At 41.2% G+C, this 24,168-nt stretch carries 22 protein-coding genes and 1 other RNA gene; 2 read left to right on the forward strand and 21 right to left on the reverse strand.

All coding sequences use genetic code 11. From position 1 onward, the window contains the following. Positions 1 to 70: 70 nt before the first annotated feature. Positions 71 to 775, reverse strand: coding sequence for an exotoxin beta-grasp domain-containing protein (locus FQT67_RS09830; protein WP_143936422.1), 705 nt, complete (start codon positions 773 to 775; stop codon positions 71 to 73). 103 nt (positions 776 to 878) lie between these two features. Continuing rightward, an RNA gene (gene ffs / locus FQT67_RS09835) (signal recognition particle sRNA small type) lies at positions 879 to 975 on the reverse strand. 224 nt (positions 976 to 1,199) lie between these two features. Here ffs and FQT67_RS09840 point away from each other — a divergent pair. Then, positions 1,200 to 2,420, forward strand: coding sequence for a transglutaminase domain-containing protein (locus FQT67_RS09840; RefSeq protein WP_046177460.1), 1,221 nt, complete (start codon positions 1,200 to 1,202; stop codon positions 2,418 to 2,420). A 101-nt stretch (positions 2,421 to 2,521) separates the two neighbouring features. On the opposite strand, the gene tadA is transcribed toward FQT67_RS09840, so the two are convergent. The 5 genes from tadA to tgt form a co-directional block, all read right to left on the reverse strand. Then, positions 2,522 to 3,049 carry a tRNA adenosine(34) deaminase TadA gene (gene tadA, locus FQT67_RS09845; RefSeq protein ID WP_012767586.1) on the reverse strand — a complete coding sequence of 176 codons (528 nt, stop codon included), beginning with the start codon at positions 3,047 to 3,049 and terminating at the stop codon, positions 2,522 to 2,524. Further along, positions 3,049 to 3,828, reverse strand: coding sequence for an MBL fold metallo-hydrolase (locus FQT67_RS09850; RefSeq protein WP_046177461.1), 780 nt, complete (start codon positions 3,826 to 3,828; stop codon positions 3,049 to 3,051). The genes tadA and FQT67_RS09850 overlap by 1 nt, the downstream gene beginning before the upstream one ends. A gap of 139 nt (positions 3,829 to 3,967) precedes the next feature. Further along, positions 3,968 to 4,507: a biotin transporter BioY gene (locus FQT67_RS09855; protein WP_003053494.1), complete on the reverse strand. Its 540-nt coding sequence runs from the start codon at positions 4,505 to 4,507 to the stop codon at positions 3,968 to 3,970. A 3-nt stretch (positions 4,508 to 4,510) separates the two neighbouring features. After that, complete coding sequence (locus FQT67_RS09860) at positions 4,511 to 4,822, reverse strand: CHY zinc finger protein (protein ID WP_012767589.1); 312 nt, start codon at positions 4,820 to 4,822, stop codon at positions 4,511 to 4,513. Positions 4,823 to 5,026: 204 nt separating this feature from the next. After that, positions 5,027 to 6,169 (reverse strand): tRNA guanosine(34) transglycosylase Tgt, encoded by a 1,143-nt coding sequence (gene tgt, locus FQT67_RS09865; protein ID WP_012767590.1) that lies wholly within the window; start codon positions 6,167 to 6,169, stop codon positions 5,027 to 5,029. 219 nt (positions 6,170 to 6,388) lie between these two features. On the opposite strand from tgt, the gene FQT67_RS09870 reads away from it, so the two are divergent. Then, positions 6,389 to 7,255: a DUF975 family protein gene (locus FQT67_RS09870; RefSeq protein WP_046159235.1), complete on the forward strand. Its 867-nt coding sequence runs from the start codon at positions 6,389 to 6,391 to the stop codon at positions 7,253 to 7,255. A gap of 120 nt (positions 7,256 to 7,375) precedes the next feature. On the opposite strand, the gene perR is transcribed toward FQT67_RS09870, so the two are convergent. The 14 genes from perR to FQT67_RS09940 all read right to left on the reverse strand — a co-directional run bounded on the left by perR (position 7,376) and on the right by FQT67_RS09940 (position 23,910). After that, complete coding sequence (perR, locus tag FQT67_RS09875) at positions 7,376 to 7,843, reverse strand: peroxide-responsive transcriptional repressor PerR (RefSeq protein WP_046177462.1); 468 nt, start codon at positions 7,841 to 7,843, stop codon at positions 7,376 to 7,378. Between the two features lie 66 nt (positions 7,844 to 7,909). Then, the gene (locus FQT67_RS09880) at positions 7,910 to 8,350 is read right to left on the reverse strand and encodes a CoA-binding protein (protein WP_003055717.1); all 441 of its coding nucleotides are present in this window, start codon (positions 8,348 to 8,350) and stop codon (positions 7,910 to 7,912) included. Positions 8,351 to 8,556: 206 nt separating this feature from the next. Further along, positions 8,557 to 11,199: a DNA polymerase I gene (gene polA / locus FQT67_RS09885; protein ID WP_046177463.1), complete on the reverse strand. Its 2,643-nt coding sequence runs from the start codon at positions 11,197 to 11,199 to the stop codon at positions 8,557 to 8,559. A gap of 147 nt (positions 11,200 to 11,346) precedes the next feature. Continuing rightward, positions 11,347 to 13,074, reverse strand: a complete 1,728-nt coding sequence (locus FQT67_RS09890; RefSeq protein ID WP_015058091.1) for an ABC transporter permease/substrate binding protein — start codon at positions 13,072 to 13,074, stop codon at positions 11,347 to 11,349. 17 nt (positions 13,075 to 13,091) lie between these two features. Continuing rightward, a complete protein-coding gene (locus FQT67_RS09895) occupies positions 13,092 to 14,288 on the reverse strand; it encodes a glycine betaine/L-proline ABC transporter ATP-binding protein (RefSeq protein ID WP_003055694.1) in 1,197 nt (398 codons plus the stop codon). Between the two features lie 430 nt (positions 14,289 to 14,718). Continuing rightward, positions 14,719 to 15,630, reverse strand: coding sequence for a diacylglycerol kinase family protein (locus FQT67_RS09900; RefSeq protein ID WP_046177464.1), 912 nt, complete (start codon positions 15,628 to 15,630; stop codon positions 14,719 to 14,721). Between the two features lie 212 nt (positions 15,631 to 15,842). Continuing rightward, positions 15,843 to 16,934 (reverse strand): L-ascorbate 6-phosphate lactonase, encoded by a 1,092-nt coding sequence (gene ulaG / locus FQT67_RS09905; RefSeq protein WP_003052974.1) that lies wholly within the window; start codon positions 16,932 to 16,934, stop codon positions 15,843 to 15,845. A 296-nt stretch (positions 16,935 to 17,230) separates the two neighbouring features. Beyond that, positions 17,231 to 18,877 carry a transcription antiterminator gene (locus tag FQT67_RS09910; protein ID WP_003055705.1) on the reverse strand — a complete coding sequence of 549 codons (1,647 nt, stop codon included), beginning with the start codon at positions 18,875 to 18,877 and terminating at the stop codon, positions 17,231 to 17,233. A 282-nt stretch (positions 18,878 to 19,159) separates the two neighbouring features. After that, positions 19,160 to 19,876, reverse strand: a complete 717-nt coding sequence (locus FQT67_RS09915; RefSeq protein ID WP_003061002.1) for an L-ribulose-5-phosphate 4-epimerase — start codon at positions 19,874 to 19,876, stop codon at positions 19,160 to 19,162. A gap of 1 nt (position 19,877) precedes the next feature. After that, positions 19,878 to 20,741: an L-ribulose-5-phosphate 3-epimerase gene (locus tag FQT67_RS09920; RefSeq protein WP_046159233.1), complete on the reverse strand. Its 864-nt coding sequence runs from the start codon at positions 20,739 to 20,741 to the stop codon at positions 19,878 to 19,880. 3 nt (positions 20,742 to 20,744) lie between these two features. Continuing rightward, positions 20,745 to 21,407: a 3-keto-L-gulonate-6-phosphate decarboxylase UlaD gene (locus tag FQT67_RS09925; protein WP_003055711.1), complete on the reverse strand. Its 663-nt coding sequence runs from the start codon at positions 21,405 to 21,407 to the stop codon at positions 20,745 to 20,747. A gap of 108 nt (positions 21,408 to 21,515) precedes the next feature. Beyond that, positions 21,516 to 22,001 carry a PTS sugar transporter subunit IIA gene (locus FQT67_RS09930; protein ID WP_003060663.1) on the reverse strand — a complete coding sequence of 162 codons (486 nt, stop codon included), beginning with the start codon at positions 21,999 to 22,001 and terminating at the stop codon, positions 21,516 to 21,518. A 126-nt stretch (positions 22,002 to 22,127) separates the two neighbouring features. Further along, on the reverse strand, positions 22,128 to 22,406 hold the full coding sequence (locus FQT67_RS09935; RefSeq protein ID WP_002986367.1) for a PTS sugar transporter subunit IIB: 279 nt from the start codon (positions 22,404 to 22,406) through the stop codon (positions 22,128 to 22,130). A 70-nt stretch (positions 22,407 to 22,476) separates the two neighbouring features. Then, the gene (locus FQT67_RS09940; protein ID WP_046159232.1) at positions 22,477 to 23,910 is read right to left on the reverse strand and encodes a PTS sugar transporter subunit IIC; all 1,434 of its coding nucleotides are present in this window, start codon (positions 23,908 to 23,910) and stop codon (positions 22,477 to 22,479) included. Positions 23,911 to 24,168 lie beyond the last annotated feature (258 nt).

Here is a 24,168-nt window from a genome sequence, read left to right on the forward strand (position 1 = left end):
ATTACCTCTTCTCATTATATAAAAATTATCATCGTTTGAACACTAAAAAAGCAAGCCCTAGACGGACTTGCTAGTGTGTTTTTAAGTAGATATCAAAATGACTAATTTCTTCACTATTAAAAACCTTATTATCTCTATACCTTTTAAAGAAACGATTTCGACCTAGAAGCTTATCATCCTTATTAAATAAATCAACTTCATAATGTTTACTATCTTTGGTAGCTAGAAAAAAACTCCCCGATATATAACGCGATTCCGAATCATAGATACTGTATGTTTCCATTAGAAATTTTCTTATTTTAAAATCAAATTCTTGCAAAGTAAATTGCTTATGCTTTATTAAAATAGTATAAGAGGGGAGACTGGTTTCTTCTCCATCTTGATTTAAAATCCCTACAAACTGTAATGATTGAAGTTTGTCATCCGAATGTTTCACAACACCACCATAAATATTATCTACATTGGGTGATGAAAAATTATAAGGGAGCCCAAAGACATCTACCTTATCCCCTTTGATAAAGTTATCAGTAATCCCTAAAGATACAATAGAATCAACATATAAAACGCATCCAGATTTCTTTTGTCCAGTATTAATATGTATATTGTTCGTAGTAACAAATGTAATCTCTACATTTTCATACTCAAGTGGAGTAACATCATAAGCAAATCTTAAGCTTGCTTTCAAATCTTTTAATATTTCATCCGCATAAACTAATTTACTTCCATAGCTTAAAACCCATGACAATATGATAATTTTCAAAATTTTGATTTTCATTTAAAACGTTTTATGTCCTGTTTCATACCTCTTAACCTCAATAAAAATATCAATCAATTTCAACAACTGATAACACTATAGAAAGCTGAGATTACTTTAATAAAGGTAACAAAAAAAGAGCACACACCTGACAATCGCTTAGGGCTGCTGGATTCCTCCCCTGACCCACTTCACGCACAAGTGTTGCTCCACTTTTATTATAGCATATTATGATGCATTTGCAAGGGCTTCTTCTTGAAGGCTTTAGCACACTTTTCTTTGATTCCTGCTAATGGCTTCTCGTTGTCTCATTCATTTTAGTGAGGAAGTTCATAAAGGACGTTTTTCAGAAAATACAATTTTATTTTGAAAACGTTTCACTTTCAATCAATTGCTCTTCTCTCTATGGTATAATGAAAGGGATTAGATTAGAACGGGGTTGGTTATGAAAAAAGGGATTAAATGCTTAACAATAATGACTTCTGTGATGCTTGGCTTATCTGCCTGTAGTCTCATTAGTCAACCTTCTAACCAAGAAAATAGCCTTACTTTAACAGGTCAAAAACGACAAAAAGCCATCGCAAAAGTGGGACAGCATTACTATTTTCAACAACTGTCTAAACCCGAACAAGAAAATTACCTCACCTTGCATGACAGTCTCTCACAGTTTCGTGAAGTTATCAGTTTAGCACCTACTTCTAAAGAAAGCCTCATCAAAACTGTAGATGCTTTTATGATGGATAATCCTGAGTTTTACTGGATTACTTCGGCGGATTACCGTTTTGAACTTTCGGACCAAAATGCCTTTGTCACCTTTCCACTGCCAAAAGACGTTGAAAAAACCTACCAAACCTTACAAACCATCGGTGACAGTATTATAGCTAAAATGCCAGTAGAAAATGATTATGAGCGAGTCAAGTACTTCTATGAGGTGATTATCCAAGATACCGATTACAACAAAGCCGCTTTTGAAGCTTATCAATCGGGTGATCAAACTCAGATTTCTTCTAACCAGGATATCAAAAGTGTCTTCATTGATCATTTATCCGTGTGTAATGGTTACGCCCAAGCTTTTCAATTTCTCTGCCAGAAAGCTAATATTCCCGTTGCCTACATTAGAGGAACAGGAACATCTCGCCAAACGCAGGAAGCCTTTCCTCATGCTTGGAATGCTGTCCAGCTTAATGGTCAATACTACGGAGTAGATACGACTTGGGGCGATCCCGTCTTTGATAACCATTTGTCCCAACAGCAGCAAACTGGCATCAATTACAGTTTCCTTTGCTTACCAGATCAACTCATGTCGTTATCTCACCAAGCTAGTAAAGACATCGTCTTCAATGCCAAAGAGACCTCTAAAAACGTGTGGAAGATTCCGGTATGTACAGATGATAGTCTCATTTACGCTAAGCGTAACCAAAGTTATCTGACTACTTTTGACACTAATGTCATCCTCAACAGCCTAGAAGGCCAATTGTTACAAGGACAAGAACAGGTTAGTCTCCAATTTGCCAATCAGGCTGACTATGACCAGATGGTTGCAGATGTCGTCGATAACCAAGCCAGATACCACAACTTGTTTAGTCACTACTGGGACAATTATAGTGGCTTCTCTTATGGACTCTTAGCAGAAACCTTGAGTATTACCTTTACCAATAGTACCTAGATGACGAATAACCACAGGACAGTGACTGCCCCTTTCTATCTTAAACACATCTATCCGCCCAAAAAGAGACTTAGTTATCCTTCTAAGTCTCTTTTTCTTGATTAGGTTTCATCATTAGCAAGCAGTGCTTCTTGCTCTTTAGCTAGGCGCTTAGCTTCTTTTTGACGTTCACGTCCTTGTCTAAAGAAGGTTTGCATGATGTTAGCACAGTCTTCTGCTAGCAGTCCACGCTCCACTTGCACGCGGTGGTTCAAACGCTCATCTGTCAAAATCTGGTAAAGGCTGTCTGTCCCACCAAATTTTTGATTGCTGGCCCCATAGATGACATGGGGAATTCTTGCTAGCCCAATAGCACCACTACACATCACACAAGGCTCGATGGTCACAAACATCGTGGTGTCCAATAATCGCCAATTTCCTTCATGAGCGTTAGCCTCGTTAATAGCCATCATTTCAGCGTGCATAATGGCTTGGTTACTCTCTTCACGCGCATTGTGCCCACGACCAATAATCTCGCCATCCTTGACAATGACACAGCCAATGGGGATTTCAGCTTTCTGCAAGGATTTTTCGGCTTCTTTTAAAGCCTCTTGCATGAAATAAGTTTGTTCGTCTAAACTATACAACATTAGGAAAAACTCCCCAAATCCCACGACTTGTGAGGCAATGCCAATTCAACAGGAATACTTCCTGCGTACACTTGTGTTTCTTGCCTTAACACTTCCAAGTGATTGTCAGGATCAATACCTTCTGGAGGAACCGGTGGCATGTGGGTCAGGACAAGCTTCTTAACACCTGCCTGGCTAGCCATTAGTCCTGCTTCCTTACTGGTCAAATGTGCCATATGATTGTCATTGCCTTCGTATAAGTAAACATCTGCTAAGAAAAGGTCTGCTTCTTTTGCGAAGTCTGCCAATCCTTCAAAATAACCACTGTCTCCAGTAAAGACAAGTACCTGGCCAGTCGCTCTCTCTACAATTCGAAAGGCATAGCACACAACTGGATGAACCGTTTTAAGAAAGGTAATGTCAAAAGGACCAATCCGTTCAACTCCAGTGACATCATAAGCTTTTCCTTCGGAAACATCAGGAATGCTTAACTTAGCAAATTCGTGTCGATCCTTATCATGCCCATAAATAGGTAGTACCTTTGGTTCCCACAAGTGTTTAGGGTAAAGTTGAAAATAATGTCGCAATACTCCTAAGTCGGCTACGTGATCAGGATGGTAGTGGCTAATAATCACTGCATCCAAATCGAGAGGACTGATTTCTTTCTCCAGCTCATTGAGCGCTCGACTACCAGCATCCATCAGTAATTGAAAGCCGTCATGTCCTGTCAGCAAATAAGACGTTGTTCCTGCCTCTTGGTAGGGATAAGCTCCCCAGGAGCCTAAAGTGGTTAATTTCATCTCAAACCCTTCTTTCTTGCTTTCCTACTATTATAACAAAAATTAGTGTTAAAAAGGGGCTGAGACTCACCAAAAACAGGTCCTAGCAGATAAATCCGCCAAGACCTGTTCAACACAACTTAACTATTTGATGATTAGATTACTGTTTTGTATTCAAGAAACTGTCTTTGTATTTAACAGCAATAATCGTTGCAATAATTGCTTTGATAGTATCCCCTGGAATAAAGACCAAGTTTGATAACAGAGAAGTCATCAACGGCATCCCTGTGTAAGCTGCCAACCAAATCGCTCCCATCACATCTACTAGCAAGACTCCAGAAATGAATAAGGCTAAGAAAGCAAGTGGTGTGTTCTTTGAGAACCAGTTACGGTAAAGTAATGAAAAGGCAATTGGGACAAGAAGGTAGGCAATAACGTACCCAGCTGATGGTCCCATCAAGACTGGAATAGTGGTTCGTGATCCTGAGAAAACTGGTAAGAAAAGCCCAATCACTAAGAATAAGAAAACAGATAGGGTTCCCTTTTTACCACCCAGCATCAATCCAGCCAACATGATGCCTAAGTTTTGTAAAACAATAGGGACTGGGATAAAGCCTAACGGGATAGCAGGAATAAAGCCTAAAATAATGATCAAAGTGGTCATCATAGCCACCTTAACAAGTTCCTTGGTTGTAAACATCAGTTACGACTCCTTTAAAAAATAGATATCCTTGTGTCGATGACAGGCCGGATTAAAGGGACTTTGACAATAGGGACAATGACCACACGCATACCCAGCTCGACTCAAGAGCTTTCGACAATGGCCACAAATCACAGGAAACATTTCAGCAGGCCCTGTTGGCACAAAGGCATGCTCTGTTAACTGGTCATGGCAATGGTAACAAGCATAATAAGTCTGACAAAAAGCACATTTGAGGCCAACAATATCAAGAGTTGTGTGATAGTGCAGGCATCGATACTCTTGGTCAAGGTCAATTCCAAAACAGTCCGTCATATCTCATCCTCTTGTAATAGTTTAATCAAAAGCTTACCCTTTGTCAACCGCATTTTTTGAAAAGGGTAACTATTTTCTGAAAAAGAACAAGGAAAAAACAAATTTTCAGCTCTGAGCATCGCACAGTACCTACTTGTCTACACAAAAAATCCTGAAACCAGAGACGATAAGCTGCCATCCGTTTCAGGATTTTATCATATCTAACTAGAAATTACGGTTAGATTTGTTATAACCATACCGTTCAAGGAAATCTTGGCGGAATTCAAGTAAATTATCGTCCATAATAGCCTGACGTACTTTTTTCATCAAGTTAACCAAGAAATAAAGGTTGTGGTAGCTTGTCAAACGAATACCAAAAGTTTCGTCCGCTTTTAGTAAGTGACGAATGTAGGCACGGCTATAGTTTTGACAAGTGTAGCAGTCACAATCATGGTCTAATGGCGTGAAATCTTCTGCAAACTTAGCATTTTTAACCACAAGGCGTCCCTCACTAGTCATACAGGTCCCGTTACGAGCAATACGCGTTGGCAAGACACAGTCAAACATATCCACACCGCGAATCACACCATCAATCAAGCTATCCGGTGCTCCTACCCCCATCAAGTAACGTGGTTTGTTTTCTGGTAAGAGGGGAGTCGTAAAGTCGAGGACGGCATTCATTTCTTCATGGCTCTCCCCAACAGCCAAGCCTCCAATAGAATAACCTGGGAAATCCATAGCCACCAAATCTGCCGCAGACTGACGACGAAGGTCCTCAAATCCAGCTCCTTGAACAATTCCAAACAACCCCTGATCATGAGGACGACGATGGGCTTTTAAGCCACGTTCTGCCCAACGGCTAGTACGTTCAATGGATTTTTTCACGTAATCATAAGGTTGGTAAAATTGTGGGCACTCGTCAAAACTCATCATGATGTCAGAACCAAGATTGTTTTGGATAGAGATGGCTTTTTCGGGTGATAGAAACATTTTTGAGCCATTCAAGTGATTTTTAAAGGTGACCCCTTCTTCAGTGATGTTTCGTGAATCGGCTAAAGAGTAAACTTGAAAACCGCCCGAATCGGTTAAGATTGGCTGATCCCAATTCATGAACTTGTGCAGACCACCTGCACGAGCAATCAAATCATCTCCTGGACGCAACCAGAGGTGATAAGTGTTTGATAAAATAATCCCTGATCCAATAGCTTTTAACTCTTCTGGAGACTGTGTTTTAACAGTAGCCTGAGTTCCTACCGGCATAAACATAGGGGTTGGGAAAGTCCCGTGAGGGGTGATAATTTCTCCCAAGCGTGCACCCGTGTGCTTTTCTTTTTTGATAAGGCGATACTTAATCGGATAATCTGTCATGTGCTTTCTTCCTTGCTATCAAGATAAACAGTCTTGAGCTTTTTTGATCTGCCTGAGTTTCCATCATAATGAAGGGCTTCAAGATGACATGTTGTTCCAGCGCCTATCATTTTATCAAAAAATTGCAAACTTGTCATGCCTTCCTAGACAGCAGAATTACCCTTATTACAAACTTTCTAGCTTCTCTATTTATGGTATAATATGGCAAAGGAGTTTATTATGTCAATTAAAGAAATAAAACGCCAGGCAAAGACGACCCTAGCAAATCTTTCTGGTAAATATTTACTATTTTTAATACCAACCATTCTCACTATTTTTCACTTTGGTATCGAGGTTCATCAAGGCTATGTCATGGCTACAGGCATCAAAATGTCCTTGAGGGCCAACTACTTCCCTTTACTTATTGCCCTCATCATTACCCTTTTTACGTTATCAGCCGCCTTTACCATGATTGATGTTGTTAGGCATTACCGTCGAGAAGTGACTTTCAGCGAAACAACAACGGCTTTTTCAGGAGAATACTTTGGTAAGTTGGTGGTGCTATTTATCATGAAACGGTTATTCTTCCTCGTTTGGTCCTTGATTTGGTTCCTTGGCCTTTTCATCTTCATCCTAGGTCTATCAGCCTTTTTGATGAATGCCAAATCAGGTACAGGTGTTGCTATTTCCGTGATCTTTTTAGTGTTTGGGGCCATCTTAGCTCTAGTCGGGTTTGGAATCTACCTCAACCGCTACTACGCCTATAGTTTGGCAGAATATATCCTTTACGACAAGGTGAAAGAAGGAACCTATTTGGGTACGGTTGATACTATCGAAATTAGCGTTGCAATGATTAAGGGGTATAAATGGAAACTCTTCTTATTACAACTCAGCTTTATCGGTTGGTTCTTGCTAAACATCTTGACGCTGGGGTTACTAAACATTTACCTCTTGCCTTACTTCACAACGGCCAATGTTATTTTTTATAACCAACTAAAACAACGCTTTGATGAAAGTGACGAACCTTTTGAAGGGGAGCATCTCCGAATTCCTAAACTGTCAAATCATCAAACTAAACCTGTCATGTGTGATGACTCACACGACTAATGCTTCACTGCCTTTTCTGATACTGATAAAAATCCTCCAGTGCTCTGTTCAACACTGGAGGATTTTACGATATTTTCATTAATAGAGAGGTTTAGAACCATTTCTCCCGTGATGTTAACGTTAGAAGTCGGATTTGCCTTTGGCCTGACACTCTGGACAAACACCATAAGCGATAACAGGGATACGTGTCACCTTATACCCTGTCTGCTGGTGAGCCTCTTTGGCAATGTCCATGACATCTACGTCCATAAAGTCAGCGATTTTGCCACAAACTTCGCATACCACATTGACATGCTGATGTCCCATAAAGTCATAATAAGTGGTTAAATCATTGCTGATCTTTAATTCTGCTACAAAGCCTTCATCCACTAAGACTTTCAAATTATTATAAACCGTCGCTAGACTCATGTTAGGGAATTTAGGCTGTAAGTCACGGTAAATCTTATCGGCACTAGGGTGCTCTGTTGACTGAATCATGTAAGAAATAATGGCTTTACGCGTTTCCGTAATCCGAATATGTTTGTCCCGTAGATGCTCTAGGACGTTTTCATAGGCATCTAGGGCTTGCTGATGTGAATGAATGTCCATAAGCTGCTAACTCCTATCATTTTTTCTTTATTATATCACAAGATAAGGATTTCAACGACTAAAGATCTATCCTTGTTTGATGATTAAGTCTAAGTAGTCAACCTTGAGGCAGCGATTCATGACAATCGCCTGCTTGCCCGCAGATCGCAAAATCATTTCCGCTTCTTGATTGTCAAGACCTAATTGCGCCCAAAAGACTTTGGCTTGACTCTCTAAAAAGTCTCTGGCAACTTCTGGTAAAAACTCACTTCTGCGAAAGACATCTACAATGTCAACCTCAAAAGGAATAGCTTTGATTGTTGCATAGACTAACTCTCCTAAAATCGTCTGCCCTGCCAACTTGGGATTAACAGGAACAATCTGATAGTCCATAGCTTGCATAAACTTGGCAACCTGATAAGCAGCCGTATCTTGTCGGTCAGAAAGACCGACAACAGCAATGGTCTTAGCAGATTCTAGGTAAGTTCTTAAGATATCATCTGAAGGATTTTGAAACCGGTAGGTCATTTTCTACTCCTCACCTCTTTAAAAGAGAACATAGTAACAAGCCACAAAGACCAAGATAAAGGCTAAGGCAATCAAAAGCATAACACCAGCCAATTTTAAAATCATTCGTAACAAGAGCTCAAAACCGTTCATTAGTTCCCCTTACTGTTTCTATTTTCATGTTATTATAACATATCTTATAAAAATGAGAAACTTCATGAAGAGAGTTACTTGGCTTCGTACCAGCTCTGTCCTGCATTTTCATCTGCGCGTAAAGGAACTGCCAAGTCAACAGCGGCTTCCATGGTCTCTTTGACTAGCTTTTTCACAGCAGCCAACTCCGTGTTTGGCACTTCCAAAACAATTTCATCGTGCACTTGAAGGAGCATTTTAGCTTTAAAACCACCTGCTTGCAAGGCGTTGTCCAGGTTAATCATGGCAATTTTTAGAATATCAGCTGCGCTCCCTTGAATGGGTGAATTGATAGCTGTACGCTCCGCAAAAGAGCGAACGTTGAAATTACGAGAGTTGATATCCGGTAATTCACGACGACGCTTAAAGAGGGTCTCTACATAGCCCTTGTCTTTAGCCTCACGCACCACATTTTCCATATAGGCTTTAATCCCAGGATAGCGTTCAAAATAGGTATCAATATAAGACTTGGCCTGTTTACGGGTGATACCAAGGTTATTTGACAAACCAAAATCAGAAATCCCATACACAATTCCAAAGTTAACAGCCTTGGCATTACGGCGGTCATTGGCAGTAACATCTGCTGCCTTGTCAATCCCAAACACACGCATAGCCGTTGAGGTATGAATGTCTGCCCCTTCATTAAAGGCAGCAATCAAATGCTCATCCCCTGAAATATGTGCCAGTACCCGCAATTCAATCTGTGAGTAATCTGAACTCAACAAGACGGCATCTTCATGAGATGGGGTAAAGGCCTTACGAATCAAACGCCCCTGTTCCAAACGAATAGGAATGTTTTGAAGATTAGGGTCCACACTAGACAAACGCCCTGTCTGGGTGAGATCCTGCACATAGCGGGTATGAATCTTGCCATCAGCCAGAATATAATCCTGTAAACCAATCACATAAGTGGATTGCAATTTAGTAATCTGGCGGTAATCCAAAATTTTAGCCACAATTGGAGCAATCGGTGCCAAACGTTCCAAAACATCAACAGCTGTAGAATAACCTGTTTTGGTCTTCTTAGTCATCTCAAGAGGTAGTTGCATCTTCTCAAACAAGATACTGCCCAGCTGTTTAGGCGAATTAATGTTAAATTCTTGGCCAGCCATATCATAAATCTCTTGGGTGAGCGCTTCAATAATGACCTTGTTTTGCTCTGCCATATCTTGCAAAGTCGCCCTATTAACCTTGATCCCTTCAATCTCCATTTTAGCAAGGACATTAGCCAAAGGCAATTCAATATTCTGATAGAGGTCTAGTTGCTCATGGGCAGTGAGCTTGTCTAGCATTTGAGACTTGCTATCTAATAATACTTTGACCTTACGAGCTAAATGCCCAAGTAGAACCTCTTTTTCAGGAACAGCTCTTTTGACACCCTTGCCATAAATGCTGTCATCTGCTTCTAGGGAAATATCGGTGAAAAGCCTTGCAATAGTAGTGAGTTCATTGTCTTCCACATTTGAAAGAAGGTAGTTAGCCAATCTGGCATCATAGCTAGGTGCCACTAAATCAACTCCTAGATGACTCAATAAGACTTTGCTACGTTTAAAATCATAAGTAGCAATGGGTTTTTGGAAGACCTGCTTAAAACTATCCGTCGCTAATAGGCTAAGGTCAGTGGATGCGTAAATCTGCTCACCATGTCCCCAAGCAAAACCAATGATGGCCTCACGATGGTAATTATCCCGAAGCGTTTCAAAGTAGAAGATGTCTTCTGCGCTAAACAAATCAGCAGACACATTGGTCACTTCTTGATAGGAAATGGCAGCTACTGGCTCTTGAGGCATCTGACTCGCCAAACCTTTTTTCAGTTGGACAAAATCCATTTCATCGTAAAACTTAGACAGACTAGCAACATCAGGACCATTGTAGACAATATCATCTAAGCCAATTGTGATAGGAGATGCTGTATTGATAGTGGCGAGCGTTTTAGATAGGAAAGCTTGGTCACGATCATTAATCAAGTTTTCTTTCATTTTGGAAGCTTTGAAACCTTCAACGTGCTCGTAGATACCTTCTAAACTACCAAATTCATGAAGGAGCTTGAGCCCAGTTTTTTCACCGATTTTGGTCACTCCTGGAATATTATCCGATTTATCCCCCATCAAGGCTTTGAGGTCAATAAACTGGTTTGGCGTCAAGCCCATTTTTTCCATGAGGTAAGCCGGTGTGAATTCTTCAAATTCGGCAACCCCTTTTTTAGAAATTTCAACCACGGTATTTTCGTCAGTTAACTGGATCAAATCTTTATCACCACTGACAATGGTCACATCAAAAGGCACTTCTGTGCGCTCCGCCATTTTATCAAGCGTCCCGATAATATCGTCTGCTTCGTAGTGTTCCAACTCATAATAAGCAATACCAAGGGCTGTCAACATCTCACGAATATAAGGAAATTGCTCACGAAACTCCTCTGGTGTCTTGGCGCGACCAGCCTTGTAGTCTGCATACATTTCTGTCCGGAAGGTGGTTTTGCCCGCATCAAAAGCCACCAGCACGTGTGTGGGCTGGACTCGCTTCATCATGTGGTCTAACATCAAATGAAAGCCATAAATGGCATTGGTATGAAGACCGCTATGATTTTTAAAACGGTCGATTTGATTGTAGAGGGCAAAAAAGGCACGAAAGGCAACAGATGACCCATCAATTAACAGTAATTTATTCTTGTTTTCCATAGCCTTATTATAACACAGTAGAGCGGGCTTGACTCCTTCAAGCCATTGCTTTTGCAGAGAAGCTAACCACCCCAACTTAAAAAAAGCCTAGGAGATTTCCTAGACTTCTATGGTGTTGGGTTATGATAAGCATTTCCTACAGTTAGCTTATTTAGTCCAACTTGATACCTTAGATTGGTTAGCCTCTACCCATTTTTTAGCGGCTGCTTCTGGGCTCATGCCTTTGTTGATGTCAAGCATGACTGCTTCCATATCTTTTTGGGTCCAGTGGAACTTATCAATGATTTTGTAGACATTTGGAAGGTCTTTTTTCAAGCCTTTACGAGCAATGGTATTGATGTTCTCAGCAGAGCCAAAGGTTTCTTTAGAATCTTTGAGATACTTCAAGTCATATTTAGCAAACATCCAGTGTGGTGACCAAGCTGTCACGACAATAGGATCTTTTTTCTTGATGGCTTGGTCTAAGGAAGTCGTCATGGCTCCTGTTGATGCCGCAACTAATTCCCAGCTTGATAGATTATCATAGTCCTTAAGAGCATTTTTGGCAGCTGTCATGATTCCTGCACCTGGCTCAATTCCTGTGATTCTTTGATCGGCTTGACTAGTTAAATCCTCAATACTGTTGACATCTGTCATGTATGTTGGAACAGCTAACCCAAGTTTGGTCCCTTTTAGGTTAGGCCCTAAATCATCTAATTTTGACTTGTATTTCTGATATTGTTGACCATGGGTGACTGGCAACCAAGCACTAGTTGAAAAGTCAGCGTTGCCATTAGCAACGGTTTGCCACATGACAGCATTGTCAAGCGGTGTCAAGGTTACATGGTAACCTTCTTTTTTCAAAACTTCTGCAATCACGTTAGTTGAGGCAACTTCAGAATCCCATTGCACGTAGGCAATGTTAACATTTTCACCTTTGTCTGCCATACCAGAAGTCATAGCCATAATACCGCGTCCTAAAGCAGCTATCAAAAAGACAGCAAGGGCTGCTAGAGCAATCCATTTATTGGTTTTGCCGGCTTTAGCTTTTTCTTGTGGTTTACTGTTGAAAAGCTGTGTCATACGGTCAAGAACAATAGCCAAGATAACCAAGGCAAGACCACTGACAAATCCACTACCAATATCAGCGTGCTGAAGAGCTGATAAGACTTCACGTCCTAAACCAGGCGCACCGATCATGGATCCTGTGACAACCATGGAGAGGGCTAGCATCATGGTCTGGTTGACACCCGCCATGATGGTATTTTTAGCTAAAGGCAATTCTACCTTGAAGAGCTTTTGTTTCCCAGTTGACCCAAAGGCATCTGAGGCTTCAATCAATTCTGTTGGAATGTCACGAATAGCCAAGTTTGTAAAACGAACCGTTGGTGGTAAGGCAAAGATGACTGAGGCAAACACACCCGGAACCATACCAATACCAAAGAAGGCAACGGCTGGAATCAAGTAAACAAAGGCCGGCATGGTTTGCATAAAGTCCAATATAGGATTAACCACTTGACGGACCGTGGCATTTTTAGCCATCCAAATCCCTAGTGGGATACCAATCAGAACTGAAATTAAACTGGCAACCAAGACCAAGGTAAAGGTATTAATTAATTGTTCCCAGAGACCTTGGTTATAGATAAAGAGCAAGCCTAGGAAAGTAAAGGTTGGTAGGGGCCATTTTTTCTTAGCAAGGAAAAACATAGCCGCTGTTACCAAGACGATAAAGAGAAGGGGATGAATAAACAAGAGAGTCTTGGTCATCCAGTCCATCAAGAAGCTTCCCACAGCTTGTAGGACATCAAAAAGTCCTGAGAAGGTTTTGGTTATCCATTCCGTTAATTGTTCAACCAGTTGAGCCACTGGTAATTTCGTTTGTAATATCGTTTCCAAAATGCAATCACTCCATTCTAGTTAAGGTCTTCATCTGGGATGTTAGCTAAAGCTTCAATCACTCGTCCTCGGATCACAACCCCTAACAGACGGTTATCATCATCTGTCACTGCAATCGGTGCAGAAGAGTCATAAATCAGTGGCATAATATCTGTGATAACGGTGTCTTTTGAAACCGTTCTAACGTCACGGTCGATGACTTCTGATAGTGGTAACCCTTTTTTGCGGGCTTCAATAGCCGCATCAGCTGTTAAGCTACCCACTAATTGGCGGCGGCGATTCGTCGCCATCAACATAGATACCTCTTCATTATGCATACGGTTCAAGGCAACTTGAGGTCCATCTAATTCAATGGTTGTCGTTAGCGGTTTAATCATAATATTTTGTGCTGTCAAGACTTTAGAACGGTCCACATCTTCAACGAATTCACGAACAAAATCGTTGGCTGGGTTAGTCAAGATTTCTTCTCCCGTTCCAATTTGCATGATTTGACCATCTTTCATCAAGGCGATTCGGTCACCAATCCGCAAAGCTTCATTCAAATCGTGACTAATAAAGATGATGGTTTGTTTCATACTGTCTTGCAGATCAAGCAATTCATCTTGCATTTCACGACGGATTAAGGGGTCAAGGGCTGAAAAGGCCTCATCCATTAATAGGATTTTAGGGCTATTTGCCAAGGCACGCGCTAAACCAACACGTTGTTGCATTCCACCAGAAAGTTGGTCAGGGTATTGGTCCTTGAAATCCAGAAGACCAGAATTATCAAGAGCTCTTTCAGCTAATTCCTGACGCTTTTCTTTTGGAACGCCACGCAATTCCAAACCAAATTCGGTATTTTCCAAAATGGTTTTATGCGGAAATAGGGCAAAGCTTTGGAAAACCATGTTAATGTCATGACGGCGAACTTCACGCAGTTGCTCTGCAGACATGGTTGAAATGTCTTTACCTCCAAGTAAGATCGATCCGGTTGATGGTTCAATCAAACGGTTCAACATGCGAACAAGAGTGGATTTCCCACTTCCTGATAGCCCCATGATAACGAAGATTTCACCTTCTTTAACCTCAAAGCTAGCATCATAGACACCTACAGTTGCACCTGTTTTCTTGAAAATTTCACTTTTACTTTTGCCAGCCTTGACCATTTCAAGGGCAGCCTTTTGTCGTTTGCCAAAGATTTTACTCAAATGTTTGACTTCTAAAATAGTATCCATTTATTCCTCTCCTAAATGATAAATTATGTCTGGGTATGATTTTGGCATGCTACAACCTAGCAGTCACCAAAATAAGAAAAGTAGCCCTACTTTTTTAGTAGCTATATGGTCACTTTTTTGCTTAAAAAAAGAATCTGCCGAAACAGAACATAACTATGTTATCATGTGTGGTCACTTTGTGTCAAGGACAAGGTCCTGATTTTAGGACTATTGATCAATCCTATAACCGTTTCTAAGCTTGTTATCACTGTTTTTTTAAGATGATATTTTTTTGACTGGATAGTGAATTCTGCGCTATTTTCCCCTTAAATTGGCACTTTTAGGGTCACTTTGAAACAAAAAACCACCTTAAAAAAGGTGGTCACTCACTCTAAAATGGCAACGAACAGTCGTGTCAAAACTAAGATTTTTTAGGATAATCCGTAAAACGTTATTCCGTATCTGTTGTCTCTGATTTACGGCTAGTGTAAACCTCTATATGGCTTGGAAGTACTTTAATGCTTAGAGGCAAGTCATCGCCTTCATCGCCATCGACATTACTTTTAAGACTGGCATCTTCCAGTGCAATGTGAACTTCCTTGACCCGTTCATAACCCAATTGGTCACTGCCTTCCGTCTCAGCTGAAAATAGGCTTGGTAAGGCTGCTAATGTGTCAAAAAAGGTTTTGTCCTTGATATAAACCAGGTGAAGGTAACCATCATCTACTTTCGCATTGGCTGTCAGTTGATCAAATCCTCCAATGGAATTGGTCAATCCAACCAGAATGAGGGAACTTTTTAACTGCTCTTCTTTCCCATCGCGAGTCAGTTGGAAAGTGTAACTGGTATTGGTCACGACTTGTTTGAGGCCTGATAAAAAGTAGGCAAGAGGTCCTAAAGCTGTTTTTGCCTTATCATCCACATTGTTAATGGACTCAGGAATATTACCAATAGCAACAATGTTCATAAAATAAGCATCATTGACCTGGCCAACGTCAATAGCTTTATGATGGTCCAAATCAAGACTGTCAATTGCTTGATCAGGATCCAAAGGAATATCCAAGGCACGGGCTAAGTCATTGACTGTCCCCAAAGGCAAAAAGCCAAAACGTGGACGATAAGACTGCCCCGATATCCCGTTGATAGCTTCATTAACAGTGCCGTCTCCACCCATCGCAAAGACACTATGGTAACCATCATCTGTTGCTTCTCGCGCGAAAGCCTTGGCATCTCCAGCTTCTTTGGTATGCTTGACAGTGACCTTATCGAAATGATCAGACAGTTTTTGCTGCATCTTCGTTTCGTATGCTTTGGCCTTTTCCCCACCTGAAGCGGGATTAACAATCAGTAACGCATCTTTCATCTTTAGACTCCCTTCCTTGTGGCTGCTTTTCAACCACTCCTATCTGCCTTTATTGTAACACAAACCTTGGCATTTGCCTTTCCTAGAGACTGTTTGAATAGTAATAGCTACTCACTCACCATTTTGAGCATCAAAAAACTCACCCAAGTGAGCAGGTCCACAAAACCAACTGGCTTTGTGAGCTACCTCTAGCTTGGATGAGTCGATGGGTATTAAAGAAGAGCTTTGAATTGGATATTTGAGTCTTCTAAGAAGCAATCATCAAAACCACGTGGGTGGTGATATTCGATGCGGTCTTGGTCTTGTGGATAAGTGTATTTACCACCAACTTCCCAGATAAATGGATGGAAATCGTATTGAAGGCGTTCTTTACGCATTTTCCACAATTCAAGGATTTCATCTGTTGATGCCATAAAGTTTGACCAGATGTCATAATGAACTGGGATAATGACTTTGGCATGGAGATTTTCTGCCATACGAAGCAAATCAATCGAAGTCATCTTATCTTGAATACCAATTGGGTTTTCCCCGTAATTGTTCAAGGCAACGTCAATCTTGTAGTCACGACCATGTTTAGCAAAGTAGTTGGAGAAGTGAGAATCAGCACCATGATAAATGGTTCCACCAGGTGTTTCAAAAATGTAGTTAACAGCTTTACGTGCCATTTCATCATCCGTCACCGCTAAACCTGCCAATTCACCACCTTGAGCGTCTGCTCCTTCGACAGGAAGAGTCACCAAGCAAGTACGGTCAAAAGATTCCACAGCTGTCACTTTCATGTCTTTAAACTCAAAGCTATCACCTGGTTTCAAGATCATGATACGGTCTTCAGGCACACCCCATTTTTTCCAAATTTCGCCGCATTCGTATGGACCTACAAATTTAACGTGGTCAAGTTTTGGATTGTTGATAATGGCTGCCGCAGTATTGATATCAATGTGGTCACTATGGTAGTGAGAAACCAAATAGTAGTCCAATTCGTTAATCATGAATGGGTCAATGACCATTGGCTGTGCTCTAAGGTTTGGTTGCAATTTACGCACACCTGCCATGTTAGCCATTTGATGGCCGCGCACCATATCTTTCACTTTTTTAGTTGATTTACCACGCGCAGACCACAAATCCATAACAATATTAGCACCGCCAGGGGTTTTAATCCAGACACCGCAGTTTCCTAGCCACCACATGGCAAAATTGCCATCTGGCACCACTTCTTCTTCGATTTCTTCGTTTAACCACGTTCCCCATTCTGGGAATGTGCTAAGAATCCATGATTCACGTGTAATATCTTGTACTTTAGCCATTAGATTTCCTCCAAGAGTGTTCTTCTTTTCTATAAGTTAAGTATAGACTTTCTTACCACTGATAAAAAGACCAAGTCTCACACAGTTCTGTGTTCAAAAATGGACTGGATTCAACCCTAACTAAGCTAGTAAAATGCCTTTAACGTGATGCTTTGCCTTCCTGAGATGATGAGAATAAGAGCAAAAATTGTCCCCCAAAACAAGGGGAGATATTTTCTCAGGACATACTAAAAACCTCAGTTATGTTTTTTCTACGTCATAGAAAAACTGAGGTACCTTTTTTGATATGTAGACACTCACAACAATTCCCGGTGAATGAGTTTTTCAATTTTAGAAGTCAGCGCATAGCGGTCGGACTCGCCTTTGACAACTGCCTCGATCGCTTTAGCCAGCTCTGTGGAGAAACGTGAATGCTCTGTCAAACGCCCCTGTTTAGAGAAACGAATCAGCTTAATAATATCATCATCACTTAAAATCGGATTGACAATCAGCATGGGAACTTTGGTTTCCAAAGCATCTGTTGTGGCAACAATCATGTCCACTGATAAGAGGTCATAGACGCTCTGATACTGCTCTGTTGTAAAGACTGCTTCAATCTGACCATTGGCCAAATACCGTTGGCACTGTTTGAGCAAGAGCTTTTGAATCCCAATCCCGTCGTCTGACACGATGACCAACTTGGTTTTGTCTTGATCAGCAGTGTTATTGCGTAATTCTCCCCCTAGATGTATGGTCAGATAGGCCACGTCATCATCCGTCAGGCTAATATCCCAATCCTTTTCTAAAATGGTGGAACAAGACTGCGCCATGGCAAACAATTCTTCGTATTTTTCCTTGATGTGATCTGTCAGCGGATTAACCGAAAAAATGCCATAAGCTTTGCGGTAAACAAGTGCCTTACAGTGAGTGGTTAACTGCTTCAACAAATCCTGCTTATGGGTGAAATGCAGCTGGTAGCGGTTCTCCAATTGGTCAATAAAATGACTAATCGTGGCTCGCATCTCATCATAGTCTTGACTTTCCACATGGTGATCCTGATCTTTTCGGAAAGATAACATGAGCATGGCTACCATTCCCACTTCAATATCATCCAAGTGAAGCTTGAAATTCTGATAGAGTTCTCCAGCTAATTCTTGAGCAATCTGGTACTCTTTACGCTTCCAGATGAGGTTAAAATCCTTTTTGAGAGCACTTTTGATGTCTGAATTAAGCTGCATGTTACGATAACTCAGGAGCATGAAAGGCAAGATTTGTAACATGAATTGGCTGTCTTGAGTATTAATTGTCTTTCCTAGACTAGCCTGAGACAACAGAAGGTACTCATGGAAATAAGCTAGAATATCTTTTGAAAAGTAAACGGAAAGCCCCTGTGTTTCTGACAGTTTGCGGTTAAACATGTCAATAAAGCTACTATTTCCTCCTTGATAAACATCCACCAATAGTTTGTAGAGGTATTGGATCAAAGCCATCGGGTGACAATCAAAATAGTAGCCTCTGGCTTTAGTCGCGTGCAGTTGAATCTTATACTGCTTATCCTCCAACTCTTCTCGAAGTTCGGTCAAGTCATTCAAAATAGTATTACGGGACACGTCATTGATTTGCATGAGCTTGTCAATAGTCACACGCTCCGTAGACACCGCAATATACACCGATGATAGACGCCTGCGTTCATCACTTTTCATGACATAGTTGTAATCAGTCACTTCTTCTAACAACAAGCGGCAGGCAGCCTTTTGTTCGTCAGTTAAGAGAATACCAACTCTTGGGTAAGATATAATCTGCTCCACCTCTCTTGGCAAGGCCTCATTAATCTTATCAAGCTGATAATAGACTTTGCGCCGCGATTGATTTAAGGCATGTGAAATCGCCATGACCGTTTCAGGCGCTTCGAGTTTGAGCAAATAAGAGAGCAAATCATAACTCTTTTTATCCAAAATCATCATTGTTACAAACCTCCTCTCTAAAAATCTGTCTTTGTCTATTTTATCATGATTTGGACAGCTTGACAGCTATCTCCTGTAAAGAATCTTGTTAGCAGGGCAAGTGTGTCGCTTTTATTAGAAACCCTATTTCTCCCCAATCATCGCTAAGAAAACTCTTCAATAGCGAGGTGAAGTCGTCATTTTCCACAGTAGCGATACCGAGCAAAATGAGGCTGGGACTCCTGTCCACAGCCTTCATTACTGTCAATACGCTCTGTATCAGACCAAGACGCATGCTTCTGCTTAATGCGCATCACCTTTTTGCCCATAATAAGCATTTGGGCCATGTTTACGTAAATAATGTTTATCCATAATGTATGTTGGTGCAGGCTCTACACGTGGATTGATTTGCTCAGTCAAACGATTCATCCTAGCCACTTCTTCTAAGACAACAGAGTGGTAAACGGCTTGTTCTGGGGTTTTCCCCCACGTAAATGGGCCATGGTTACGGACGACAATACCTGGCACCGCCATAGGATCTAAGCCTCGCTTGCTAAACTCTTCTAAAATCACGCTGCCAGTTTCTTGCTCGTAAGCCCCATCAACTTCTGCTTTTGTGAGAGAGCGAGCACAAGGAACCGGGCCATAAAAATAGTCAGCATGGGTAGTCCCATAAAACGGAATATCACGACCTGCCTGTGCCCAACCGACAGCTTCTGTGGAGTGAGTGTGGACAATACCGCCCACTTCTGGCCAAGCTTTATAGAGCTCCACATGAGTTGGTAAATCTGAAGAAGGGTTCAAATCACCTTCGACCACATTCCCATCAAGGTCTGTAACAACCATGTTTTCTGGTGTCAAAAGCTCGTAGTCCACACCAGAAGGCTTGATGACGATACGTCCTAACTCACGACAAACTTCGGAGACATTGCCCCAAGTAAATTTGACAAGGCCATGTTCTGGTAAAGATTTATTGGCCGCACAGACACGTTCCCGCATTTCTTGTAAATTTTTTGCCATATTACGTCAACCCCGCTTTTTCAATGAGTGGGTAAAGAAAATCCTGAGCTTCTTTGATAGCAGCTTTTGTTTCCTCTACCGTTTCACAATTTTCTGACCACATTTCAATCAAGAATGGCCCATTGTAGTTGGTTTTCTTGATGACCGCAAACATCTCTTCCCAGTCCACACAACCTTGACCAAATGGCACATCACGGAATTGCCCTTTTGAAGTTTCTGTGACAGCATAAGTATCTTTCAAGTGGAGGGCTGCAATGGACTTGTGGCCATTGTAAAATTCACTCCACAAATCATTATGCCAGGCAGACACATTGCCTGTATCAGGATAGACAAAGAGATAAGGTGAATCAATTTCTTTTTCAACTGCCAAATATTTCTCAATAGAGTTGATAAAAGGGTCATCCATAATTTCAATGGAAAGCATGACTTGGGCTTCTTCGGCCCAGTCACAAGATTGTCTCAAGTTTTTGATAAAACGAGCACGGGTTCCAGGTGATTTTTCTTCGTAATAAACGTCGTAACCAGCCAATTGAATAGTACGTACCCCAAGGTCCTGTGCCAATTCAATACACTGTTTCATCAATTCAAGAGACTTGGCTTCAATAGCAGGATCATTTGATCCTAGTGGGTAACGTCTATGACCAGAGAAACAAATGGTCGGGATGCGAATTCCTGTTTCATAAATGGCTTTCACTAAATCAAGACGTTCTTTCTTAGTCCACTCTAAACGAGCTAAGCGAGCATCTGATTCATCAACAGACATTTCCACAAAATCAAAACCTAAGTCTTTTGCAAATTGCAAGCGTTCACGCCAGGTAAACTGTTTTGGGGTTGCTTTTTCATAAATACCAATAGGACGTGCCATAGGTTACCCCCAGATACGTTTGATTTCATCTTTGAAGGCACGCGCCGCTGCAGCAGGATCTTCTGCTTCAGTAATGCCTCGCCCTGCGATAAAGGTAAAGACATCCACCCCTTCAAAAAGTTTCAAAGTGTCTACATCAAGCCCACCAGTTACTGACACGCGGAAGCCCATGTCAATCAATGTTTTCACCTTGTTAAGGTCTTTTTCACCCCAAGTTTCGCCAGCAAGAAGGGCATCACGTGATTGGTGGTAAATGGCTTGGGAAATCCCAGCGTCAAGCCATAATTGAGCTTGTTCATAAGTCCAATCACCATAAAGTTCAATTTGAATCTCCCCACGGTCTCCGCGCACTTCTTTTATGGCTTTGAGGGCTGCTTCCATGGTTGGAATCGTCGCACAGCAGATACAAGTCATCCAGTCAGCACCACGTTTTGCATTGTTTTTAGCCACCGTGCCACCAGCATCAGCACATTTAGTATCTGCCACGATGATTTTTTCTGGGAAAAGGCTGCGCAAAACCTCAACCAACTCGCTTCCGACTTGAAGCAAGCAGACCGTACCGGCTTCGATAACGTCTACTTCATGGCCGACTGAAACGGCTGCTTTGATAGCCCCTTGCAAGTCAGAATGGTCTAAGGCAACTTGTAAATTTGGAAGATGTGTCATGTGTTTTTCCTAGAACTCTCAGCGGCTATGAAAAAGCTGATGAGGAGTTCTTATCCTTTCAATAATGATTGTGAGTTGTTTTATCCGTTTAAGTCAGTAAGGTATCGATTAAGAGTTTAAATCCAAACCTTCTAAATACGGGCTATTTTTTGATTCTTCTACCATTGCTAGAACCTCCTCAGGGCTTTGGCAGGCCACCAAGCGTTCAATGGCATTATCTAGTTCAAACAAGGCCACAATTTGTGGAATAGCCACTGTTGTGTGGATAGAGGGGTCTGTTGCCGCCAAGGTCAAGAGAACAGAAACCTCTTTACCATCTGAGAAGGTAACTGGTCTTGTTAAAGTAATCAAAGAAAAGGCATTACGGTCGACCCCTCGACCTGCTTCTGCGTGAGGCATTGCCATCCCTGGCATCAGCACATAATAAGGGCCGTATTTTTCTGTTGATTCAATGATGGCGTCGTAATAAGCTGACGTCACTGCTCCGCTATCAATTAAGGGCTGAACAGCCAATTGAACAGCTTCTTGCCAAGTCTGTGCCTGTAACCCCAAACGAATAGAGTCGTTAGCAATAAAGGCTTGTTTTAAATTCATAAACATATCTCTTTCTAGTGTTTTTGTTTAAAAACACACCATTTTCTTGTCTGTTAACTGACTTTTGCTAAAGAGAAAGAGTTGGGAACCTTCGTCACAACTCCTCCTTTTTGTTTTAGAATCAGCTTATAGCACTTCTTGCAATTTGGTTTTGATTTCATTGTCATCCATCAGGTTATCAAGACCAACTAAGTGACCCTTCGTACGACCATCAAGTTCATGAATCAAGTGGTTTGAAGCCACCACAATATCATAACCAGAAGCCAGACCTTTTGCTTCACCAACAGAACAAGACGCAGATTGAATATCAGTCACACCAAGTTGACGAAGCGCATTTTCAACTTTCATTTTAATCACCATAGATGATCCCATGCCATTGCCGCATGCTGTTAATACTTTAACCATTCGTTTTTCCTCCAAAGTTCTTAGGTTTATATCTTGTTAAAATAGCAGAGCTATTATGCGAGAGTGGTGCTTATTGAGCTTCACCACGGTAATAAGCTTCTTTATCTTTAGCTTTTGCGAATTGCAATTGTGGAATAGCAAGAAGGAAAATGCAGACAAGAGCATAACCTGCAATGCCAAGGAATTTGAAGAGATAACCAAATGGTAACCATGGAAGAACCAAGTCGATGTTTCCGTGATAACCACCTGTAAGGCCTAGTAAACCAACAGCTACTGCACCGAGTGCAACTTGCAAAATACCTGAGATAAAGGATAATGCAACTGCTGCTTTCCAACCACCACGTTTATCTGCATAAACCGCAATTGCCGCATTATCAAAGAATACGGGAACGAATCCTGTGATAATTAAGATTGGATTTTTAAAGATAACAAGAAGAGCAATGGTGATTAATTGACCAATCAAACCAAAGGTAAATCCTGAAAGCACCGCATTTGAAGAACCAAAACCGTAAGAGGCTGCAACGTCAACCGCTGGGAATGACCCTGGAAGCAATTTGCTTGAGATCCCTTGAAAGGCATTGGTCAACTCAGAAACGAACATACGTACACCTTGCATCAAAATGAAGAGGTAAACAGAGAAGGTGAGTGATGTTTGAAGAATATACATGAAGAAAGCTTGCTTAGCTGGGTTGAAAGCGCCTGGTCCGATTAACTCTACATTAGACATGATGTCTGGACCAAGGACAGCCAAGATAGCTCCAAAGAAGACTAACATTAAGGTTGCTGACGCAACAACGGTATCGTGGAAAATATTTAAGAAGGTTGGTAATTTTAAGTTATCAAGGTTTTCTTCTTTTTTACCAAAGATTGGAGCAACCTTATCCACAAACCAAATCGCAAATTGTTGTTGGTGACCAATCGCAAAGCCACCGCCACCTGTTAGGCGTTGTGTTGCTTCAACCGTCATGTTTGAGCTGACTGCCCAGTAAAGACCACAGATAATACCAACCGCCCAAGCACCAAAGGCATTTTGGAATTGAGGGATTAAGAGAAGGACAAAGACAGAGATAGTTGCTGCCTGTTGCACCATGATATGACCAGTGATGAAAAGGGTACGAACTTTAGTGACTTTGCGAAGCGCAACGAGAAGAATGTTAACCCCAAAACCAATCAAAAGAGCTGTAGTGGCTACACTGATGAAGCCCATTTCTTCTAATTTCGTATTGGCAGCCGCAAGACCAAAGTAAGGGTCAATAACAGCCGCTTTCAATTCAAATTTCTTAGCAAGAGCCACTAAGATTGGACGGAAGGTCGTTACCAGACCACCTGCACCAACGTTCAAAATCAGATAACCAACTGTCGCTTTGACAAAACCGGCAAAGACTTCATAAATTGGTTTTTTAAGGAGTAAATACCCAATTAAAACCAAAAGACCTACAAAGAAAGCTGGGTTTTGCAAAATGTTTTGCGAGAACCAGTTTAGGGGAGCTAGGAACATTTCCATGAGAACTACCTCTTTTCAAAGTTTATAAATATAATGTTTTTATATGTTCATTATAGGTAATGAAAGCGTTTTAAAAAAGACCAACTATCACACAAAGAAGTGTTCAAAATTAGACTTCAGTTAACTTATTTTAATATTTAACTATACTTAATTTATTTAAAACTCTTTAAAAACAGTGGTTAATCTCCTAACCCAGCCACATATCATCGAAGAGCCCTTGGGCTTTTCCAACGAAAAAAGACCCCACTGGAACAGGTC

The organism is Streptococcus sp. NCTC 11567, assembly GCF_902141215.1.
Taxonomy (GTDB): Bacteria; Bacillota; Bacilli; order Lactobacillales; family Streptococcaceae; genus Streptococcus; species Streptococcus dysgalactiae.

Bases quoted from the DNA above. Each gene is read 5' to 3' on its own strand.
- FQT67_RS09830 (WP_143936422.1), bottom strand. From the start codon at position 775: ATGAAAATCAAAATTTTGAAAATTATCATATTGTCATGGGTTTTAAGC.
- FQT67_RS09840 (WP_046177460.1), top strand. From the start codon at position 1,200: ATGAAAAAAGGGATTAAATGCTTAACAATAATGACTTCTGTGATGCTT.
- tadA (WP_012767586.1), bottom strand. From the start codon at position 3,049: ATGTTGTATAGTTTAGACGAACAAACTTATTTCATGCAAGAGGCTTTA.
- FQT67_RS09850 (WP_046177461.1), bottom strand. From the start codon at position 3,828: ATGAAATTAACCACTTTAGGCTCCTGGGGAGCTTATCCCTACCAAGAG.
- FQT67_RS09855 (WP_003053494.1), bottom strand. From the start codon at position 4,507: ATGTTTACAACCAAGGAACTTGTTAAGGTGGCTATGATGACCACTTTG.
- FQT67_RS09860 (WP_012767589.1), bottom strand. From the start codon at position 4,822: ATGACGGACTGTTTTGGAATTGACCTTGACCAAGAGTATCGATGCCTG.
- tgt (WP_012767590.1), bottom strand. From the start codon at position 6,169: ATGACAGATTATCCGATTAAGTATCGCCTTATCAAAAAAGAAAAGCAC.
- FQT67_RS09870 (WP_046159235.1), top strand. From the start codon at position 6,389: ATGTCAATTAAAGAAATAAAACGCCAGGCAAAGACGACCCTAGCAAAT.
- perR (WP_046177462.1), bottom strand. From the start codon at position 7,843: ATGGACATTCATTCACATCAGCAAGCCCTAGATGCCTATGAAAACGTC.
- FQT67_RS09880 (WP_003055717.1), bottom strand. From the start codon at position 8,350: ATGACCTACCGGTTTCAAAATCCTTCAGATGATATCTTAAGAACTTAC.
- polA (WP_046177463.1), bottom strand. From the start codon at position 11,199: ATGGAAAACAAGAATAAATTACTGTTAATTGATGGGTCATCTGTTGCC.
- FQT67_RS09895 (WP_003055694.1), bottom strand. From the start codon at position 14,288: ATGGATACTATTTTAGAAGTCAAACATTTGAGTAAAATCTTTGGCAAA.
- FQT67_RS09900 (WP_046177464.1), bottom strand. From the start codon at position 15,630: ATGAAAGATGCGTTACTGATTGTTAATCCCGCTTCAGGTGGGGAAAAG.
- ulaG (WP_003052974.1), bottom strand. From the start codon at position 16,934: ATGGCTAAAGTACAAGATATTACACGTGAATCATGGATTCTTAGCACA.
- FQT67_RS09910 (WP_003055705.1), bottom strand. From the start codon at position 18,877: ATGATGATTTTGGATAAAAAGAGTTATGATTTGCTCTCTTATTTGCTC.
- FQT67_RS09915 (WP_003061002.1), bottom strand. From the start codon at position 19,876: ATGGCAAAAAATTTACAAGAAATGCGGGAACGTGTCTGTGCGGCCAAT.
- FQT67_RS09920 (WP_046159233.1), bottom strand. From the start codon at position 20,741: ATGGCACGTCCTATTGGTATTTATGAAAAAGCAACCCCAAAACAGTTT.
- FQT67_RS09925 (WP_003055711.1), bottom strand. From the start codon at position 21,407: ATGACACATCTTCCAAATTTACAAGTTGCCTTAGACCATTCTGACTTG.
- FQT67_RS09930 (WP_003060663.1), bottom strand. From the start codon at position 22,001: ATGAATTTAAAACAAGCCTTTATTGCTAACGACTCTATTCGTTTGGGG.
- FQT67_RS09935 (WP_002986367.1), bottom strand. From the start codon at position 22,406: ATGGTTAAAGTATTAACAGCATGCGGCAATGGCATGGGATCATCTATG.
- FQT67_RS09940 (WP_046159232.1), bottom strand. From the start codon at position 23,910: ATGGAAATGTTCCTAGCTCCCCTAAACTGGTTCTCGCAAAACATTTTG.